19 protein-coding genes and 1 riboswitch are annotated in these 17,981 nt (G+C 49.3%); of the genes, 5 read left to right on the top strand and 14 right to left on the bottom strand.

All coding sequences use genetic code 11. The annotated features are described in order from the left end of the window. The first annotated feature begins 204 nt into the window (after window positions 1–204). Window positions 205–1,788, top strand: a complete 1,584-nt coding sequence (gene pckA / locus PGX44_RS03320) for a phosphoenolpyruvate carboxykinase (ATP) (RefSeq protein ID WP_498854250.1) — start codon at window positions 205–207, stop codon at window positions 1,786–1,788. 27 nt (window positions 1,789–1,815) lie between these two features. Beyond that, a complete protein-coding gene (locus PGX44_RS03325) occupies window positions 1,816–2,244 on the top strand; it encodes a hypothetical protein (protein ID WP_186502007.1) in 429 nt (142 codons plus the stop codon). 81 nt (window positions 2,245–2,325) lie between these two features. Here PGX44_RS03325 and ribB read toward each other — a convergent pair whose 3' ends face one another. The 5 genes from ribB to PGX44_RS03350 all read right to left on the bottom strand — a co-directional run bounded on the left by ribB (window position 2,326) and on the right by PGX44_RS03350 (window position 6,957). Beyond that, on the bottom strand, window positions 2,326–2,991 hold the full coding sequence (ribB, locus tag PGX44_RS03330) for a 3,4-dihydroxy-2-butanone-4-phosphate synthase (protein ID WP_498854251.1): 666 nt from the start codon (window positions 2,989–2,991) through the stop codon (window positions 2,326–2,328). Window positions 2,992–3,153: 162 nt separating this feature from the next. Further along, window positions 3,154–3,266, bottom strand: a riboswitch (FMN riboswitch). Between the two features lie 83 nt (window positions 3,267–3,349). Further along, window positions 3,350–3,775 (bottom strand): transcriptional regulator GutM, encoded by a 426-nt coding sequence (locus tag PGX44_RS03335; RefSeq protein WP_498854252.1) that lies wholly within the window; start codon window positions 3,773–3,775, stop codon window positions 3,350–3,352. Between the two features lie 3 nt (window positions 3,776–3,778). Further along, on the bottom strand, window positions 3,779–5,287 hold the full coding sequence (locus PGX44_RS03340; RefSeq protein ID WP_498854308.1) for a phosphohexomutase domain-containing protein: 1,509 nt from the start codon (window positions 5,285–5,287) through the stop codon (window positions 3,779–3,781). 23 nt (window positions 5,288–5,310) lie between these two features. Further along, a complete protein-coding gene (locus tag PGX44_RS03345) occupies window positions 5,311–5,895 on the bottom strand; it encodes a lecithin retinol acyltransferase family protein (RefSeq protein WP_498854253.1) in 585 nt (194 codons plus the stop codon). Window positions 5,896–5,943: 48 nt separating this feature from the next. After that, on the bottom strand, window positions 5,944–6,957 hold the full coding sequence (locus PGX44_RS03350; RefSeq protein WP_498854254.1) for a threonine aldolase family protein: 1,014 nt from the start codon (window positions 6,955–6,957) through the stop codon (window positions 5,944–5,946). 430 nt (window positions 6,958–7,387) lie between these two features. On the opposite strand from PGX44_RS03350, the gene rbr reads away from it, so the two are divergent. After that, on the top strand, window positions 7,388–7,927 hold the full coding sequence (gene rbr / locus PGX44_RS03355; protein WP_288200918.1) for a rubrerythrin: 540 nt from the start codon (window positions 7,388–7,390) through the stop codon (window positions 7,925–7,927). 44 nt (window positions 7,928–7,971) lie between these two features. On the opposite strand, the gene PGX44_RS03360 is transcribed toward rbr, so the two are convergent. From PGX44_RS03360 to PGX44_RS03380, 5 genes are all read right to left on the bottom strand, one after another. Beyond that, window positions 7,972–8,712 (bottom strand): HAD hydrolase family protein, encoded by a 741-nt coding sequence (locus tag PGX44_RS03360; RefSeq protein ID WP_498854255.1) that lies wholly within the window; start codon window positions 8,710–8,712, stop codon window positions 7,972–7,974. Between the two features lies 1 nt (window position 8,713). Further along, window positions 8,714–9,490, bottom strand: a complete 777-nt coding sequence (locus tag PGX44_RS03365) for an SDR family NAD(P)-dependent oxidoreductase (RefSeq protein WP_498854256.1) — start codon at window positions 9,488–9,490, stop codon at window positions 8,714–8,716. Window positions 9,491–9,510: 20 nt separating this feature from the next. Next, on the bottom strand, window positions 9,511–9,810 hold the full coding sequence (locus PGX44_RS03370; protein ID WP_186501998.1) for a hypothetical protein: 300 nt from the start codon (window positions 9,808–9,810) through the stop codon (window positions 9,511–9,513). 87 nt (window positions 9,811–9,897) lie between these two features. Next, a complete protein-coding gene (msrA, locus tag PGX44_RS03375) occupies window positions 9,898–10,413 on the bottom strand; it encodes a peptide-methionine (S)-S-oxide reductase MsrA (protein ID WP_186501997.1) in 516 nt (171 codons plus the stop codon). 93 nt (window positions 10,414–10,506) lie between these two features. Next, the gene (locus tag PGX44_RS03380; protein WP_498854257.1) at window positions 10,507–11,175 is read right to left on the bottom strand and encodes an RsiV family protein; all 669 of its coding nucleotides are present in this window, start codon (window positions 11,173–11,175) and stop codon (window positions 10,507–10,509) included. A gap of 127 nt (window positions 11,176–11,302) precedes the next feature. Between PGX44_RS03380 and PGX44_RS03385 the strand changes: the two genes are divergently transcribed. Continuing rightward, window positions 11,303–11,590 carry a type II toxin-antitoxin system RelB/DinJ family antitoxin gene (locus tag PGX44_RS03385; RefSeq protein ID WP_498854258.1) on the top strand — a complete coding sequence of 96 codons (288 nt, stop codon included), beginning with the start codon at window positions 11,303–11,305 and terminating at the stop codon, window positions 11,588–11,590. A gap of 128 nt (window positions 11,591–11,718) precedes the next feature. Further along, window positions 11,719–13,215, top strand: coding sequence for an AsmA family protein (locus PGX44_RS03390; RefSeq protein ID WP_498854259.1), 1,497 nt, complete (start codon window positions 11,719–11,721; stop codon window positions 13,213–13,215). 68 nt (window positions 13,216–13,283) lie between these two features. Here the strand turns inward: PGX44_RS03390 and PGX44_RS03395 are convergent, their stop codons facing one another. The 4 genes from PGX44_RS03395 to PGX44_RS03410 all read right to left on the bottom strand — a co-directional run bounded on the left by PGX44_RS03395 (window position 13,284) and on the right by PGX44_RS03410 (window position 17,974). Continuing rightward, window positions 13,284–13,634, bottom strand: a complete 351-nt coding sequence (locus PGX44_RS03395; RefSeq protein WP_498854260.1) for a heat-shock protein Hsp90 — start codon at window positions 13,632–13,634, stop codon at window positions 13,284–13,286. Window positions 13,635–13,741: 107 nt separating this feature from the next. Continuing rightward, window positions 13,742–14,629, bottom strand: coding sequence for a vWA domain-containing protein (locus PGX44_RS03400; protein WP_498854261.1), 888 nt, complete (start codon window positions 14,627–14,629; stop codon window positions 13,742–13,744). A gap of 194 nt (window positions 14,630–14,823) precedes the next feature. After that, entirely contained in the window at window positions 14,824–16,299 is a 1,476-nt protein-coding gene (locus tag PGX44_RS03405; RefSeq protein WP_498854262.1) for an HAD family hydrolase, read from the bottom strand. A gap of 97 nt (window positions 16,300–16,396) precedes the next feature. Continuing rightward, window positions 16,397–17,974 carry a response regulator transcription factor gene (locus PGX44_RS03410; RefSeq protein ID WP_498854263.1) on the bottom strand — a complete coding sequence of 526 codons (1,578 nt, stop codon included), beginning with the start codon at window positions 17,972–17,974 and terminating at the stop codon, window positions 16,397–16,399. Window positions 17,975–17,981 lie beyond the last annotated feature (7 nt).

Raw genomic sequence — 17,981 nt, forward strand, 5'->3', positions numbered from 1 at the left:
TATATCTCTTCTATTTACCATATGAGTAGAGTATAATAGTCTTATACATCTATTATTATATGCTATTTATTATATTGTACATCATTAAAACAACATATTTCATTGAATAGGCTAGCGAATCCGATTATAATACAAGTAGTTTTCGCATGCTATGATAATCAAATGAGATACTAAGCAGCATATGAATAAGGGGAGAGATAGACTATGGAAACATTTTCCTTGGAACAAAGCGGCATTATCAACGCCAAAGCAATTTATCGGAATTTAAGCTCCGCCTGTCTCACAGAAGCAGCATTAGCACGCGGTGAAGGCATCCTCAGTGATACAGGGGCCTTAGTCGTACGGACCGGTACATTCACAGGCCGGTCGCCAAAGGACAAGTTCATCGTCGATACACCAGGGGTTCACGACGAAATCGCCTGGGGCAGCGTCAACCGGCCCATTACGCGGGCAGCCTTTAAAGCCCTGCGCAGCAAAGCCGTCTCCTATTTACAGAACCGGGAGCTCTTCGTCTTCGACGGCTTTGCCGGCGCCGACCCGGTACATCGGAAAAAATTCCGTATCATCAATGAGCTGGCCAGTGAAAACCTCTTCATTCATAATTTGCTGATCCGGCCTACCGAAGCAGAGCTGGATCAGTATGGCAAACCGGATTTCACCATCATCGCCGCACCGGGCTTCAAATGTGATCCTGAAATTGACGGCGTCCATTCGGAAGCGGCCATCCTCATTGACTATGAAGCCCACGAGATCCTCATCGTAGGCACACGCTATGCCGGTGAAATCAAAAAGAGCGTCTTCTCGGTCATGAATTATCTCATGCCCAAGGAAGGGGTCCTGCCCATGCACTGCTCAGCCAACATGGATCCTGTAACAAAGGAAACGGCTATTTTCTTCGGCCTTTCCGGTACGGGCAAGACAACCTTGTCGGCTGACCCGGAGCGCCTCCTTATTGGCGACGATGAACACGGCTGGTCCCCTGAAGGGGTCTTTAATTTCGAAGGCGGTTGCTACGCTAAGTGCATCAACCTCGATCCTGAACGGGAGCCGGAAGTGTATGATGCCATTAAAGCCGGTACGCTTGTAGAGAATGTTATTCTCGACGCGCAGACGCGCAAACCGGATTATGCCGATAAAACCTTGACAGAAAACACACGGGCAGGCTATCCTATTACATATATTGCCAATGCGGAAATGTCCGGCCTGGGCGGTACTCCTTCTGTCGTTATTTTTCTTACAGCTGACAGCTTCGGCGTGTTGCCGCCTATCTCCCGGTTAAGCAAAGAAGCGGCCATGTATCATTTTGTTACAGGCTTTACTTCGAAGGTAGCCGGTACGGAACAGAACATTACGGAACCGGTACCGACCTTCTCCACCCTCTTTGGCGAGCCTTTCATGCCTTTGCATCCCCAGATTTACGCCCATATGCTGGGCGAACGGATTGTAGCCCATAATACGACGGTCTATCTGGTCAACACGGGCTGGACCGGCGGCCCCTATGGAACAGGCAGCCGTATCGCTCTGAAATATACACGGGCTATGATTACTGCTGCCCTGAATGGCAGCCTAAAAGAATCTGTCTATGTGCATAACGACCGCTTCAACGTAGATATTCCCCAGACCTGCCCGAACGTGCCGGAAAAACTCCTGAACCCCCGCGCAACCTGGGCAGACCCGGCAGCCTATGATGCCATGGCCGTTAAGGTAGCGAAGCTGTTCTACGATAACTTCCATACGAAATATCCCCGTATTCGTGAAGATATCCTGAACGCCGGACCACGGCCATGATTTATCACTCACTGAAGGAGGCATTCCATGAAAAAGCAACTCGTTGTAGCCATGACAGCCGCATCCCTCTTGGGCTTTTGCGGCGGTACAGCTGTACAGGCCTTTGACCTGGGATCCATTTTAAAGGTTGGCGGTGTTTCCGTTCTCGTTTCCAAATACGGAGACCAGATCAACACCTTCCTGAACAAATTACTCATGAAAAACGGTGTCGGCACGGATTATGCCACAAAGGTCGTTCCCATTATCAGCGGCGGTACAGGCAAATATATCGGTGCTGTCCAGGTCGTCGGACCGACGGCACAGGTCGATAAGGTAAAGGCTGTCGCCCAAATTGAAGCCAGCTTCAATGGCATTGCCCGGGCTAACGCCCTTATTCCTGTCGAATCCTTAGACGTGACAAACATGAGCCGTGTCCAAGGCGTCGGCGTTTCTGCTACGATCGATTTGAAATTCTAAACAGGACATAGTGAAAAGGGAGCTTCTCTCCTGCTACAGGCAGGAAGGAGCTCCCTTTTCACGTGCAGGCGTCTATGCCGCTTAGACCTGAGCCGGTGCCGGTACATCTGCCGGCACGTCGCCTTGCACTTCTGTACGGCGGCGGTACGCAGCGAGATCCGCTACGGTAATAAAGGTCAAGCCATAGGCCTTGGCAAATTGCATGAGTTCCGGTGTACGGGCCATGGATCCGTCAGCACTCATGATTTCGCAGCAAATGCCGACAGGTGCAAGGCCGGCCAGACGGCACAGGTCGGTCGTCGTTTCCGTATGGCCCGTACGGCAGAGAACACCACCGGTCTTGCTGCGCAAAGGAAAGACATGACCAGGGCGGCGGAAATCCTCCGGTTTGGCCCGGCCGTCGGCACACATACGCATGGTGTGGGCCCGTTCACCGGCAGAAATTCCTGTGGTCGTATCGACATGATCGATAGAAACGGTAAAGGCCGTCTCATGGTTATCCGTATTTTTTTCTACCATAGGTCCCATGTGCAGGCGATCCAAAATAGCACCATCGCAGGGCATACAAATAAGACCCTTGGCATAAGTTGCCATGAAATTGACCGTTGCCTGCGTAGCCAGTTCGGCACTCATGATGAGATCGCCTTCATTTTCCCGGTCCGCATCATCTGTGACCAATACCATCTTGCCCGCCTTGATGTCGCGGATTGCCTCTTCAATCGTGCCAAACGTAAATTCGTTGTTCATGTTTTGTTCCTCCTAATGAAATAGTTTCTTTCATGGAAGATCTATTGGGTGGGGACTATGTTGTACCTGTAAGGTTTCATACCGAAAACGCGTAACCTTTCCCTTTTTGTGCGGTAAAAAAGCCGTGCACACAAAAAGGGCGCACGGCAAAACTACGTTTTCTGCTGTCTTTTCTCATCCAGACTATACTGTCGGTACCGGAATTGCACCGGTTCATGCTTGCGCTCGCGGACTCTACCGCCGGTAGGGAATTACACCCCGCCCCAAAGACAATAAATCATATGAAATTTTCTATAGTATAGCACATGCCTTCTGATTTGTAACTATCTATGTCAAAATAGCATCGTTCAGCGTAAAACTATACTTTTTCCAGCTGGCTGTTTTCTTCTTGCCGGGCAGCGGCTTCCTTTTGCAACCGTCCGATCAGCGCATCAGCAGCCTGCTCATAGCTCTTATACTTCTTGCGCTTCTTAGCCGGATACGTACTGAGCTCGTTCTTGAAATCGTATATGGTCCGGCCGTAAAGGTCCGGCCTTTCCCGGAAGCGGCTAAAAATCGTCATCCCCTGCATCGTTTCAGCGCCTACAATGGTGCCATCACCACTGCAGGCCAGGAGGACGATGGTCCCCGGTCCCAAACGACGGCGGCCACCGCCAATGCCCACATAGCCACGCCGCCGCAGACGGCTTACAGCCTGACGATAGGCCCGTACCTGTAAGCGCACGCCTACAGCCTGCATGACCATGAGCATAAAGAAGAGGGCAAAGAGCCATTCTTTCTGCATAGCTTACACATCCAGCACAGAAATATCCAGCTGATCAAAGCCCGTAAGCAGCTGGCGCAGGCTGGCTGTAATTTCTTGGCAGCCACCGGCTTCTTTGCTTTCAATATTGAGCGGCATATTGGGATCATGGAGAGACATCCGCAGGAGTGCCCAGCCTTGCGGGAACACAAGGCGCACGCCTTCATACGACGGCGTGGCTATTTGTATACCTGCCGCCTGTGCCCGTTCAGAGAACGCCTGGAGTACGTTTTTACCATATTCCCCGGCCTGATCTGCCGTAATTTTCAATCGGTATTCTACGCTTTCTGCCGGCTGCTTCAGTGCTGCAATCAGATCACCCAGCTCTTTCCCCTGCTGTTTAGCCTGGGCTGCAGCGATGATCAGGCGCACAGCCAGGAAAGCGCCGTCGTCGAGATAATAATTTTCCCGTAACGCGCCGTGACCCGATGTTTCAATAGCCAGCGGCGAAAGGGTGCCTTCTTCATTGAGGCGGATACATTCGTCAATAACGTTCTTGTAACCGCGCATATACCGGTGATGGACCAGATGGAGGGTCTGCGTCAGGAACTCTGTCAGCTCATCACTCGTGACAGAATCAGTAACAATAGTACTGCCCGGATAGTCCGGTGCCAGGATAGCAGCAATCATGGCAATCAGAGCATTGCGGTTCACTTCTTCCCCGTTGGACAAAACGGCACTCATGCGGTCGACATCGGTATCAAAAATGAGACCTAAATCAGCATGATTCTTTAATACGGCCGCGCGGATAGCCGCCATAGCCGCAGCGTTTTCCGGGTTTGGAATGTGATTGGGGAACATGCCGTCCGGTTCCAGGAATTGGCTGCCCGTCGTGTCAGCACCAAGGACATCCAGGACATCTGTAACGAAGAAGCCGCCACTGCCATTGCCGGCATCGACGACGATATGCATCCCCTGCAAGGGCTTCTCTTCTACAGGCACGCCCAGCCGCATGCTGATAGTCTGGCATAAGTGTTCAGCATACAATTCCATCAGATTTAACGCATGGACCTGGGCCAGATCCCCGTGCTGTTCCGGAAGGGCAGCCGCCTGAGCCAAAAGGGCACGGATATCCGTTTTTTCCAGGCCCCCTTCAACGGTAAAGAATTTCATGCCATTGCGGTTATACGGCAAGTGGCTGGCCGTCAGCATGATTGCCCCGTCCATCTGAGTCTGAGAAAAAACAATAGACATAAACATAGCCGGTGTGGACGCCAGGTCACACTTAAACACATCGGCTGCACAAGCCGTAAGACCAGAAAAGACAGCATCCTGCAAGAGCGATGCCGAAATACGGGAATCATGACCTACGGCAATCCGCAAGGCAGCCGGTTCTTTTCCTAGTTTTTTGGCAAGAAAGGAAACGAACGCAGCAGCAATCCGGTTTACGGCTTCCGGCGTCAGCGTCACGTCTTCACCAGGTACCCCGGCGACAGCAACGCCGCGAACATCACTGCCATTTTGCAGTTTCATCATTTCCATTTCAGTCATCATCATGTATATCCTCCTAAATTAGTTTACTCTTGTCGCATTTTCGCTTCCAGATCACGCTTAATCTTACTCAGTACTTGTTTCTTCAGATCTGATACGGCTTCATCCCACCAGCGGGAACGCTGTTCCGGATCGTCAAGACAAGCCAACGCGTCGTGCAAGCTTTGACCACGCAAAATACGCTCTACTTGCTGGCTGCGATAAATGCCCTGCTTGCAGGCATTTGAAAAATGTTCACAATTATGAAAAAGCAGGCTGTATTTTTCATTCCCCAGACAGGCTCTGGCAAAAGCTACCGTTTCTTCAATGCTGCAGAGCTGCTGCCGCTCACGAATCGTGTACAGGCAGACCTCTGTCTGGCCGCCTTGGAGGAACAACTCCAAGGAAGTGGCCCGTACCTTCGTATCCCACCAATCAAACGGATTGTGGTCATCGTCACCGGCAAAGGTAATGACCTCCGTATCACTTATATAAATACCGTGATGGTAATACAGGCCGCCTAAGCGGCGTACGCGAATGTGATCACCACGCCGGGGCCGTGTGGCCAGCCAATGGGCGGCTATTTTTTCGTCCTTTAATACAGATAAAAGGGAATGCACATCAATTGCCATGAAACCTGACTCCTTACATTCTTAAACCGGTATTGCCTGGATAGACCGTCACATATGCTGCAACAAGCCATCAATATCTTCCTGCTTCGTCATCCAGCTGGTCACGAGGCGTATGGTTTGTGTGCCATCGGGATTATCGAGCCACTTTTCAAACAGGACGTACTCTGCCAGAGCGTCTGCCTGTGCAGTTGTTACGATGGGAAAAATCATATTCGATACCGGCGTATAGGCAAAGGAATACCCCTTTTCCTTCAGCCCGGCAGCTAGTTTCTTCCCCCACGCATCGGCCATACTCCCTAAGCGCGTATACAAATCATCCTGGAGCAAGGCCTTAAACTGAAGGCCTAAAAGCATGCCCTTGGCAAAGAGAGCCCCATGCTGCCGCATGATAAAGCGGAAATGGGGCTTTAGTGCCTCATTGAGGATCACTACCATTTCGCCAAAAAGGGCGCCGCACTTCGTGCCACCCAAATAAAACGCATCCGCCAGGGACGCTATATCCTGCAGGCTAAGGTCATTGTACTCCGACCCCAGGGCCATAGCCAGGCGGGCCCCGTCAATATATAAATAGAGTCCATGAGCATCACAGCAGGCACGTAATGCCTGAAGTTCTGCTTTCGTATATACGGCTCCCATTTCTGTCGTATCGGAGATATAAACTAATTTGGGCAAGACCATCTGGTCCGTTTCATGAAACGCTACGACCTTATCAATCTCTTCCGGCGAGATTTTTCCATCTACTGCCGGCACAGACAAAATTTTATGCCCCGTCGCTTCAATAGCGCCCGTTTCATGGACACAAATATGGGCTGAATCAGCAGCGATTACAGCTTCATACGGCCGCAGGAAGGCTGCCAGGCAGACCAGGTTGGTCAGTGTCCCGCCGGCAATAAAATGGACGTGTGCCTGTGCCTGTCCCGTGAGAGCCCGTATCATTTCCGTAACGGCAACGGAATATTGATCATGGCTGTAGCTATCTGCCGGCATCAGATTATGCTCGGCCAAGGCTTGAAAAACGTGGGGATGTGCCCCTGCACCGTAGTCATTTTTTAAAAATATCATCGCCATATCCTCTTTTCTCATACGTATCCCAGGAATTGTATGCTATTACTATTTTATTATATATATACAAGGTACGAAAAACAAGAAACAGAGACTGTATCTTCTAATTTATGCCCTGATCCAGGTTCTGGATTCTAGGTTCTCTATGCTGACACAAATATACTCAAACTATGGAGTATGTTCATTTCTCCAATGATATAACTCTTTTTAGAGACTGTTTTCTTATTCTATTCTATCATTTTATATCATTTTATTTTAATTATTAAATTGAAACGAAATAAAATTGATGAATTACCTGTCAGCAAAATATTTTACTAAAGAATAACAATTATTATTTGACAGTCAGGGATTATAGTGCTATAGTATGAGCAACGGATAACAAATATTAGTTATTTGCTAAAGAGAGTATATTACAAGGAGGAAACAAATCATGGAATTAAAAGGATCAAAAACAGAACAAAATTTACAGGCCGCATTTTCCGGTGAATCCCAGGCCCGCAACAAATATACCTATTATGCCAGCGTAGCAAAAAAAGCAGGCTATGAACAGATTGCCGCATTTTTCGAAGAAACGGCCAATAACGAAAAAGAACACGCCAAGATTTGGTTCAAACAGCTCCATAACGGGGAACTGCCCGACGATATTGCTGCATTAAAAGATGCCGCTGCAGGCGAACATTATGAATGGACAGAAATGTACCCGACTTTTGCCAAAGAAGCTCGTGAAGAAGGCTTCGATACGATTGCCTTCCTCTTTGAAAAGGTAGCTGAAATCGAAAAGCATCATGAAGAACGCTACTTAGCCCTGCTCAACAACGTGGAAAAGAAAACCGTCTTCAAAAAAGCTGAAAAGAAGACCTGGATTTGCCGTAACTGTGGTTTTATCCTGGAAAGCGAAGAAGCTCCGCAGAAATGCCCTGTCTGTGGTCATCCCCAGTCCTTCTTTGAACTGCGTAACGTAAATTATTAAAAAAAAACGACTGTAGGAACATTCCTGCAGTCGTTTTTTTTGCCTTATAACAGAGTCAATGCTTCCTGTACGCTGCCCACGATATGCCCGGCAGAAGCCTGCACAGGCTGTGGTGCGTAGGAAAAAGTGAAGGAAATATCAGCACTTTCCAGCATAGATATATCGTTATATGAATCACCAATGGCGCCTACACGTTCAAGTGCCAAGGCCTGGCGCACCGTTTCCAGTGCTTGGCCTTTGGAGCAGCCTGCGCCGACAATATCGAGAACTACCGTATTGGCATAAGCTTCTATGGTTCTGCCATAGTGCTGCTGCGCATCGCCTGCCATTTCCTTAGCCCGGTCCTCGCTGCCTGTATAAAAGGAAATACCGTAAATATCCTTGCCATCAAGCTCCTCAAAATCATCGATATGGGTCTGCATGGGGTTATCAGCCGTACCAAAGGTGTATACCGTATCTCCTGCCTGAATAACAGCATTTTCTAACTTGCCATAGCGGTCGTACAGAGACTGGACGAGGCTTATAGGGACGACCTTCTTCTGCAGAGTCCGCAGCTGTTTGTCCAAAACCAGAGAACCGTTAGCGAGAATATAGAAATCGTAGGCTACATTATCGCCTGTAGCCTGGCGTACGCCCGTCAATGAACGGCCTGTGCTGATACCAAAGAGGCCGCCTTGTGCCTGAAAAGCACGGATAGCCTCCCTGTCACCGGGGCGATATGTTTCTTCTTGAAACATGAAGAATAAGGTATTATCAAAATCACTTGCCAAGGCTTTCTTCATCATCTTAACCCCATAATATTTCAGCGTTCTGCACAGCATATTTACCGCCACTTACTTCGATTGCTGTACCCGTAATGTAGCTGGCTTGGTCAGAGGCCAGGAAAACCAATGCCTGGGCCATTTCGTCGGCTGTGCCTACGCGGTGCAGGGCAATGGCATTGATCAGCGCATGATTGGCATCGTCAGCAATGCGTTCTGCATTCATCGGTGTATCAATGATGCCAGGGATATACGCATTGACGCGGATATGCTGCGGTGCCAGTTCAGCTGCCATCGTCTTGGTCATATTCGACACAGCTGCTTTTGTAGCGCCATACATGGTGCCGCCTACAGACGGAATGAGGGAAGCAAAGGAAGACGCGTTGAGAATAACGCCGCCCTTTTCGCCCATAGCCCGGGCTGCAATTTGCGTTCCAAAGAGTACGCCCGACAAGTTTACGGCAACGGTCTGCTGCCAGTCTTCCGGCGTAATTTCCATAAGCCGTTTGCCGACATTGATGCCGGCATTATTGATCCATACGTCAATCGTGCCAAAGCGGCTGACAACCGCATCGGCAAAGGCCTGCAATTCCTCTGCCTGACCGGCATCAGCCTGTTTGACAAATACATTGGCACCTGCCTTAGCGCAGCGTTCTTTAAACGCATCTATGCGTTTCTGTGTGCGGCCACATACGGCTACATGAGCACCTTCACGGCTAAAAGCCAAGGCACAGGCTTCACCGATACCGGCTGTGCCGCCGGTAATGACAACCACTTTATTCTTTAAGCCTAAATCCATCATTACCCCTCCTGCTCTATTCGTTATTGTTCTCTTTTTTGTTTATTTCTCTGACGGCGTTCCTCCAGAGCTTTCTTCTTTTCCAGGCGCCGTTCATTGAGCCGTTTTTCACGGGCTTTTTTCTTGCGGAATTTAGCTAATAATTCCTGTTCGTGCTTCAGTTTTCTATCTTCATTCTTTTTAAGTGTATATGCCACAAAGAAGGATACCAAACTCAGGGCCCCTGAAATGGCGGCAAAAATATAGGACTCATCGCGAATACAGCCACCCGTAAAGAAGGCCCAGACGATACCTATTATTACTAATATATACACTTTTCTCATACTGTTAAACTCCTTATGCTATAAGATTTATCGTGCAACGTTCAAACACCTTGCTACGTGCCAGCACATATGCCAGACGCCTGCCCGTCAGTCCTTTTTTTCTTCCAGGCGCTGACGCAGGTGCATCATAGCCGGACGAATGTGGCAGTAACCGCCAGGGTTCTTATCGAGATACTTCTGATGATATTCTTCGGCAGGATAAAAATTCTGTAACGGCAATACTTCGACTGCCAGGGGTTTGCCCAGCCGGTCCGCTACGCTATTGACCACTTTGCGGATATCCGTCAGCAGCCGTTCGTCTTCATAATAAATCCCGGTCCGGTAATTGGTGCCGGCATCGCCGCCCTGGCGATTGACCGACAAGGGATCGATAACCATAAAATAATAATCCAGAAGCTGGGCAGTCGGCATAATGGCATCGTCGTACGTAACCTTTACGGTTTCCGTATGGCCTGTCGTCTGCGTACACACTTCTTCGTACGTCGGCTTTTCTGTATGGCCGTTGGCGTATCCCGTTTCTGTAGAAAGGATACCGGCAAACTGATCCAGGAACTTTTGCATGCCCCAGAAGCAGCCGCCTGCTAAATAGATTGTATGCGTCATGTGAATTCACTCCTTTACCGTATCATATCATATAAACGCCCTTTTGTGTACAAAAGAGGTGTGCATTATACCTATCCTTTTCCGTAAATTTTCCTAATACCGGATTTGCCGCCCTGTATGGAAGGGGCAAAATCCCGCTGCATAGGGTCCGACGGCATATTGCTGAAAAAGGAAGACGATTTTTCCTTGCTCATCGACGTAAAACACAGCTGGCAGTTCTGTGAGTCCTTGAAAATCAGCATACGTCTGAAAACGCCCGGTCATAATTTGGAGGCGCATTTGACGGTTCAGTGCCGGCAATGTCATAAACTGTCTGTCCTCTTCGCGCACGAGCTGCTGCCAGTCTACGCGTTTACCTGCAGGCAAACGAAACGTATAGCCGGCAACACCGGTTAACGGGTGGGCTGCGTCTTTATAATACACACTATCATAGATGAGCAAGGATAGTATTTTGGGGCTGGAATAGGTAATTTCTCCTGTTATGGTGCGGCTGAATCCGGCACGAATAGGATTGCTTTCATAGGCCTGACAAGCCTCGTCCGCCAGGACACGCAAGGCACTGTTGATGCGGTCTGCACCTTTTGCATACCGTGTATCCCCTGCCAGTACCTGTGGTATTTTAGCAGTAAACCCGTCCTTTTGTACGACATAAGCCGGTGCCTGCTGCAACGGTTCCGACGCACTGGCGGCAACTATCCCGGCGAGGCAGCCCAGGAGCAAAAAGAGAGTAAAAAACGTATTTATAACTTGCCGACGAACCATGGTGGCTCACTCCTTTCAAACGCGATGTTCTTTAGACGTTTTCGAAACAGACTGTAACTGGGATAGCCGGAACCGATGCATTGTCAGATAAAACCTTCTGTGCTATGCTTAAACCGAGGTGATTATCATGAAAGAAGAAGAACTTTTATCCCGTCTCGATCCGGCTGCTCTGGTTCAGGCAGAAGCAATTTTAGAACAATTGGGCCTGCCGCTCGATACGGCCTTTAATCTGTTTTTGCGCCAGATTATTTGTCATAAAGGACTGCCCTTTGCCGTGCAGCTGCCGGAAACAGCGGATATACCGGAAGAAACGCCGTCTGTGCCTACGCGGCAGGACATTGAAAAAGAAATCCGGGAAAACCTGGAAATGATGAAAAAGAGTATGCATATTCCCTTAGCCGACTGGCCGGAATAAGGGCTTCTCCTCTCTGACAGACTGAATCAGAGAGGAGTTTTTAATTGGTACTCGTTTGCTATTTCCAGTACCCGCGAGTACAATAAGAGAAGAACTACCGCTAACGCCCCAGGGGAGATGACGCCGACATGTTTGCCATCATAAAAAACAAGCTCAAACAACACAGCACGGCTGTACGCCGTTTTTTAACGGCTCTCATAGGTACGCTTTGCCTGTGCGGCGTCATCTTTTTTACGGCCATGCACGGTGCCGCCCAGCTTTTTAATCATGCCATGGCCGAGCAGCACATGCTGCGTGGCACCATTACCGTCGCTACGTTATCCGCTGATTTTACAGGACAAGTCGAGTTTACCGATCTCCTCTGGAAGGATCCCGACGGTCATGTCATTCTCGAGGTCCCCAGCGGCAGTTTTACAGTCCGTCCCTGGGACGTCATTACAAAGAATATTACGTCGACGAGTCTCCTCAACCTGACCCTGAACGACGCCACGATTGCCGCCTATTTCGACCACAATATGCGCATGGATCTGGTCTTACAGGACCCGGCTGAACGGCAGCAGGAGCTGGAAAAGGCGCGTCGTGAAGGGCGCTCGTGGCGCGACAGGATCCGCAATTTCAACTGGAATGGGCAAAAGCTGCACTGCTCTATTGACCTCAATAACTGCCGTTTTGAATCGTTTCATAAGCGGCGTCACTATATTATGGACAGCGTCAACGCCCACATCGGTATTTTTACAGGCCGGCGTATTGACATGAAATTTTCCACAGGCCGCTTTTCCGGAAACGCCATTGGCGACGGCATCGCCATTAGTGGTATTATCGACCTGAAACCGGCAATGCCTGTCATGGATATGAAAATGGATATGGTCAACATCGATCCCTCGTCTCTGGGTCTGGGTGACGATGTACACGATCAGCTGACTCTTTCGTTCCATGTCCAGGGTCCTCTCGATTATCCCGTTGCTGACGGGCACCTGAAAATGGCACAGCTCGACTTGCCGGCCCTATTTTTTACCGACGTGAAGGGCAACGTGCACTATGAAAATTCCCTCTTCACCTTTACGGATGTCACGGCCTCCGTCTATGGCGGCACGCTAAAGGCCTATGGTGATTATAACCTGGCCACACGGGCCTACGATATTTATGGAGAAGGCTCAGATCTCGAAAGCAGTATTGCCTTACAGGATATGAAGTTCCGTACACGCGTTCATCTGAACATGGCCCTGCGCTCTGACGGGCAGCCCCATCAGGTCATGGCCTATGGCAGCTTTTACTCCGATAAAGGCTATTATTTCCCAATTCATTTTACAAAAATAGCGGGCCGCTTCAATAACCAGAACCGCAAGCTTGACTTCTACGACGTCGTCATCAGTACTTCCTTAGGTGATATACGCACAGATGCCCTGCATATTGTCAATGGCGATGTCAAGCTCAGTACCATCCGCATGGTCGATCCTGGAAACGGCGATTCCCTGGTGCTGCACGATCCGGCCCGCGTACAGCAACAGGCGGAAACTCGCAAACAATTCCGGGAAAACGTCAAAAATCTCAAAAAGAGTATGCAAGCTATGCGCCACAGCCTGGGAGATATGCGGGACAGTCTCCAATCGCTGCAGGGAAAATGATAAAAAATAAGTACGGCTTACACGCTAAAGTAGTATAAGTAGTACTTATTTTATGTTTGGAACACGAATTATGCCAACAGATCCAGCAATGCTTTGCCAGCGGTGCAAGCCGGGCAGAAGCAGTATTGGCCGCCTTCAGCCTTTACCTTCTTAGCCTGTGCCGTCAGGGCCGCTGCCTGTTCAGCACCGAAGACCTTCGTGCCTGCAGGGGAATCGAAGAAAGCCAGTACGGTATCAATGGATTGAACATCCGCTTTCAGTTCGGCCACTAATTTTTCTGTAGCTGCCGCTTCGTCTGCCGTGCCTTCAGCCTGGAGCCAGGCCTGGGCCAATTCTTTCAAGCCGGAATAGATACTGGGAGAGGCAATTAAAGCCTGTACTTCCTTCAATACCTGATCACGATGTGTTCCTTTTTCCATACGTATCATCCTCTTTTCTGTTGTAAAAAAATAATTTACATCTAGATTATAGCACGCCCGTATAAGAGCGTCAACAACGAAACACCAGCCTCTGCCGTAAGCCCTTCTCAGTTGCCCCTGACAATAGAATTCTTCCACTGGGAGCCAACGAGACTCGATGTCCTGGCCAGACTTTCTACCATTTGGGAAACGGCCTTATAATTTGCCTGTACGCCTTTTTCGCTATTTTCATAGGTGGCTGCATTTTCCTCTTTAATGCCCAGGTCGGAAGCTACCTTTTCTGCATCCATATTGGCACCAATAAAGACGAATTCCCAGCCCTGTTCCTGGGCTGCATCGATTTTCTTCTTGATCTGTTCCTGATCATATTTCTGGCTGTAATTTTCCAGTCCGTCTGTAATGATGACGAAGAGCACCTGATGACCAGGATCGTGAATCCCTTTGACCGCATCCATTTTATCAATGGCCATGCCGACGGCATCGTAGAGAGCGGTAGCACCGCGAACCGTATAGGTGTCTTCACTCATGTCGCTGACTTGCGCAATGGGCTGGCGATCTGTAAGGATTTCGTAATTACTGCTAAAGAGAACTGTCGTCACCTCTGTCGGCACAGGGAGTTTCCGTTCCTTCGCGAGCATCGTGTTATAACCGTCGATCGTATTCTTCTCCAGGCCTTTCATAGAGCCGCTCTTATCGAGGACCAAAACGACATCGAGTTCCTTCGCTGCCACAGGAGCTGCCGGTTTAACCGGTTCCGCCGGCGCAGTGCCCGTCGTAGTACCTGTCGTCTCTCCTGTCTGCGCAGGTGCCGTACCGGTACTGCCCGTAATAGGGACTACACCGGCTCCGGACGTATTCTTTAACGCTGTACCTACGGCCGGTACCTGCTCCAGGATCTGGTTTAAGGCATCCTGCCACGGATTAGCCGCCAATACAGGCAGGCTCAGGCTGAGGGCGCAACAGAAGGCCGCCCCGATTTTTTTATAGTAACGCATGCGTATCACTCCCTTTTTAATGGAAATAGAATGTATAGTACTATTATAACAAAGGATTGTTACAAATGAATATAAACTCTGCATTTTTCTCATTTCTGCCGTCAGAAAACGCAAATACTTTCTCCTGACACGACAAAAAGACCGTTTCTGCCATGGGCGGCAGAAACGGTCTTTCTCTACGTATAGTTATGCGCTTAGCGGCTCTTGTAACCGGCATAAGACGTTTTCAGTTTTGTATTGTCAGCCAGTACCTGGCCCACACTTTTTCCTTGGTTCAATTGGTTTACAGCAGCCAAGGCCTTATCGGAAAGGTATGCTGGTTGGAACTTGCCTAAAAGCCGTGTTTCATCGGTGCTCCAGAAAACACCGCTATTTTCATCGCGGCCCTGCAGGAGGAAGAGAGCGTCGCCCTGGCGGTTTACTTCTGCCAGTGTCATGCCCTTGCCCTTTTGCCATACGGCAATGGCTGCGCACAAGCCCGCATCATCGCTCCGCTTACGGTTGATGATGAGAACCTCCTTCGTATCTTTGTATTCCGTGCAGAAATTGAAGTCCCCTTGGGAATCCATGGCCACGAAAATCGGACCACGGCCATCGTATTGCGGGGCAATGACCTTATCAATTGTCTGTGCTTTGCCTTCACCTTGTGTCTGGGCGTGGAGATCATAATCGTAGGCGTTGATATAGCGGCCCTGGGCATCAGTTTTATTGGTCATGGCCACGATGCCTTTGACGCCGGGAATCTGGAAATAATCAACGGCAGCCCGGACAACGTCGACTGGCGATGCTGAATCGATCCAGCAGTCAATGCCATTCTGGCTCAGCGTACGATATACTTCCTTCATTTCCGGTGTAACTGTAATGCCGCGTTTAAAGGAAACACGTACCGGGCCGGCCAAAGACAGGCTGTCAGCCGGGCTCATGTAATGTCCTTTATCCCAGGTCTGGCCTTTTTCCGGGTTGCCATAGTATGCGTCACACGTGAGGGCCAGATTATAGACCTGCTGCGGCGTCATGCCAGTAAACCAGTACGTGACCCAGGGATAAGAAACGGACGCGTCCATCGTTTCGCCAATGGCGTCGTAGAGCCAGCGCATTTTTGCTTTGAATTCCTGATAATCCGGACGTGCTTGTTCGGCTGCCGTGAGAGTCCTGCCGTTAGGCGTAACCAGGCCGGCTTTATAGAGGGATGCATAAGCCCGGGATGCATCGAAAATGGCATCGCGGATAGACACTTGCCGCCCGGAGCCATCGTCAGCACCATAGGTAGCATCGAGCTTATCTGCAGGAATGCCTGTTTTCAGGATCGTGCTCATCTGAGACGGCGCAATGGCAAAGGCCAAATGATCGAGCTGCCAGATTTCCAGCTGTTCTTCTACGTCCATAATAGACGTCGTATTGTCAAAATCAAAAATAGCATAGGGCCGTGCATCCTGACGATACGACGGTGCTGACGAACCATAGAGCCGTACCAGGTCATTCAGGCCCGTCTTAACAGCCGGATCCCAGGCCATACTCTGTACCTGCGTACCTGTCTGAGTCTGTACCATAGCTGCCTGCACGGGCATTGTAAGCGCCGGCATGGCCGGTGCAAAGGTCAACGCAGACAGAATGCACAAAGCGCCTGCACAACGTTTCCAGCTTTCCTGCCACCATCCATTCTGTTTCATAGTCATATCTCCTTTTCCGTTTTTTTACAGTAACTATATACGAAAAAGGTCAGATATGCATATACATTGCGTAAAATACCCGTAAAATACAGTACAGCTATTTCCCTGAGCGCTCATCGCCTGGTTGTCCCAATAATTTACTGGGCGGATAGGCATAATATTTCTTAAAGACCGTACTGAAATAGCTGGCATCCTTAAAGCCTGTTTTCCGTGCTACCTCAGCAATCGTAAACGTACCGCTTACGAGTAATTCTTTGGCCTTTTTCATCCGTATGTCCGTTAAATACGCAATATACCGTTTTCCTGTATACTTTTTGAAGATACGGCACATATAGCCTTCGCTTACATAAAAGACCTTGGCCACCTGTTCTAATGTAATATCCTGGTAGTAATTATCTTCCATATAATTTTGAGCCCACTTGACGATTTTTTCTGCACTATTTTGACTGGCTGCGCTATTCTGCGTCAGGTCATCGATGAGCTGATATACATAGCGTTGTACGGCCCCGGCGTGAGAGGCTCCGTTGATGGCGGCAATATACGCTTCTTCCATATGCCGTACCTTTTCTGCCGGGAAAAGAGCCTTCCCGTATTGATCGAGCAGGTCACAGCCGAATTTGATGAGGCTCACATTGACCAGACTGCGGGGATATTCCTGGGCCTGCATTTCCGCAAAAATACGGGCCATATATTCTTTTCCGGCAGCCGTTTCGTGATTGATGAGAAATTGTTCGAATACATCGTACGTGTGGGTAAAGTCAATCTTTTCTTCCCGCTCCGTTTCTTCTTTGGCACTGGTCCCCAAAATGATCGTTCCCCGGACTTGCCAAAAAAGATTCATGTGACATGTTTCTATGGCCTTTTTATATATTTCCGCCAAGGGCTTGTCTTGTTTCATATAGATGACCGTAGAAAACACACCGCCCCGCTGTTGTTCGCAGGTGGCAACGGTCTGTTGCAGCTGTGCGCGGACAGACGCATTCCAATGATCCAGAATGAGCACCAGTGTATCCTCTTTGCTGAGGAGCACACCATAGTCATGGAAGAGGGAAAAATCTTCTTCCCGGACGGACAACTTTTCCAGGTCGCCTGCTTTGGTTGGCGGCAGCCATCCGGCCAGGGCACATACGGCAATGGGCGTAAAGCGTTGGCGTCCTGAAAATTGCCGCAGTAAGGGCAGCAGCGTTGCATCACTTTCGTTCATGCGCAATAATTCCGTAATCCGTTCTTTCATGACAATAGGGTATTGGGCTGCCAGCTGTTTTTTTACGGCTTCAGCCTGATCCCGGTCCTGGTTTCGTTTAGCTGCTAAGGAGATACCTTTCTTTAAGGCTTCTACAAGATCATCCGGTTTAATCGGTTTTACTAAATAATCCGTCACGGCTACATGCATGGCCTTATAGACATAATCGAATTCCTTATACGCCGTTACGATGTAAATGAACATATCCGGATATTTAGCCCGCATCTGTTCGGCTACTTCCAAACCGTTGTAGCCCGGCATATTGATATCCAGCATAACGAATTCCGGCTTATATTGGTCGATGAGCCGTATGGCTTCTGTGCCATTTTCTGCTGTGCCACAAATCTCTAAGGGCAGCCGGTTCTTTTCAATGACCATTTTTACAAACTGAAAGACAATGACCTCATCGTCTGCAATGACAAGCTTATACATGCGTCTC

The sequence above is a fragment of the Caecibacter sp. AF58-12pH5A genome, from assembly GCF_027681725.1.
In the GTDB taxonomy this organism is placed as follows: domain Bacteria; phylum Bacillota; class Negativicutes; order Veillonellales; family Megasphaeraceae; genus Megasphaera; species Megasphaera hominis.

Coding starts and splice junctions, on each gene's coding strand:
- ribB (WP_498854251.1), bottom strand. CDS start 2,991: ATGAACAACGAATTTACGTTTGGCACGATTGAAGAGGCAATCCGCGAC.
- PGX44_RS03390 (WP_498854259.1), top strand. CDS start 11,719: ATGTTTGCCATCATAAAAAACAAGCTCAAACAACACAGCACGGCTGTA.
- PGX44_RS03410 (WP_498854263.1), bottom strand. CDS start 17,974: ATGTATAAGCTTGTCATTGCAGACGATGAGGTCATTGTCTTTCAGTTT.
- PGX44_RS03395 (WP_498854260.1), bottom strand. CDS start 13,634: ATGGAAAAAGGAACACATCGTGATCAGGTATTGAAGGAAGTACAGGCT.
- PGX44_RS03340 (WP_498854308.1), bottom strand. CDS start 5,287: ATGATGACTGAAATGGAAATGATGAAACTGCAAAATGGCAGTGATGTT.
- PGX44_RS03370 (WP_186501998.1), bottom strand. CDS start 9,810: ATGAGAAAAGTGTATATATTAGTAATAATAGGTATCGTCTGGGCCTTC.
- PGX44_RS03380 (WP_498854257.1), bottom strand. CDS start 11,175: ATGGTTCGTCGGCAAGTTATAAATACGTTTTTTACTCTCTTTTTGCTC.
- PGX44_RS03335 (WP_498854252.1), bottom strand. CDS start 3,775: ATGCAGAAAGAATGGCTCTTTGCCCTCTTCTTTATGCTCATGGTCATG.
- PGX44_RS03385 (WP_498854258.1), top strand. CDS start 11,303: ATGAAAGAAGAAGAACTTTTATCCCGTCTCGATCCGGCTGCTCTGGTT.
- msrA (WP_186501997.1), bottom strand. CDS start 10,413: ATGACGCATACAATCTATTTAGCAGGCGGCTGCTTCTGGGGCATGCAA.
- PGX44_RS03405 (WP_498854262.1), bottom strand. CDS start 16,299: ATGAAACAGAATGGATGGTGGCAGGAAAGCTGGAAACGTTGTGCAGGC.
- PGX44_RS03325 (WP_186502007.1), top strand. CDS start 1,816: ATGAAAAAGCAACTCGTTGTAGCCATGACAGCCGCATCCCTCTTGGGC.
- rbr (WP_288200918.1), top strand. CDS start 7,388: ATGGAATTAAAAGGATCAAAAACAGAACAAAATTTACAGGCCGCATTT.
- pckA (WP_498854250.1), top strand. CDS start 205: ATGGAAACATTTTCCTTGGAACAAAGCGGCATTATCAACGCCAAAGCA.
- PGX44_RS03365 (WP_498854256.1), bottom strand. CDS start 9,490: ATGATGGATTTAGGCTTAAAGAATAAAGTGGTTGTCATTACCGGCGGC.
- PGX44_RS03350 (WP_498854254.1), bottom strand. CDS start 6,957: ATGATATTTTTAAAAAATGACTACGGTGCAGGGGCACATCCCCACGTT.
- PGX44_RS03345 (WP_498854253.1), bottom strand. CDS start 5,895: ATGGCAATTGATGTGCATTCCCTTTTATCTGTATTAAAGGACGAAAAA.
- PGX44_RS03360 (WP_498854255.1), bottom strand. CDS start 8,712: ATGATGAAGAAAGCCTTGGCAAGTGATTTTGATAATACCTTATTCTTC.
- PGX44_RS03400 (WP_498854261.1), bottom strand. CDS start 14,629: ATGCGTTACTATAAAAAAATCGGGGCGGCCTTCTGTTGCGCCCTCAGC.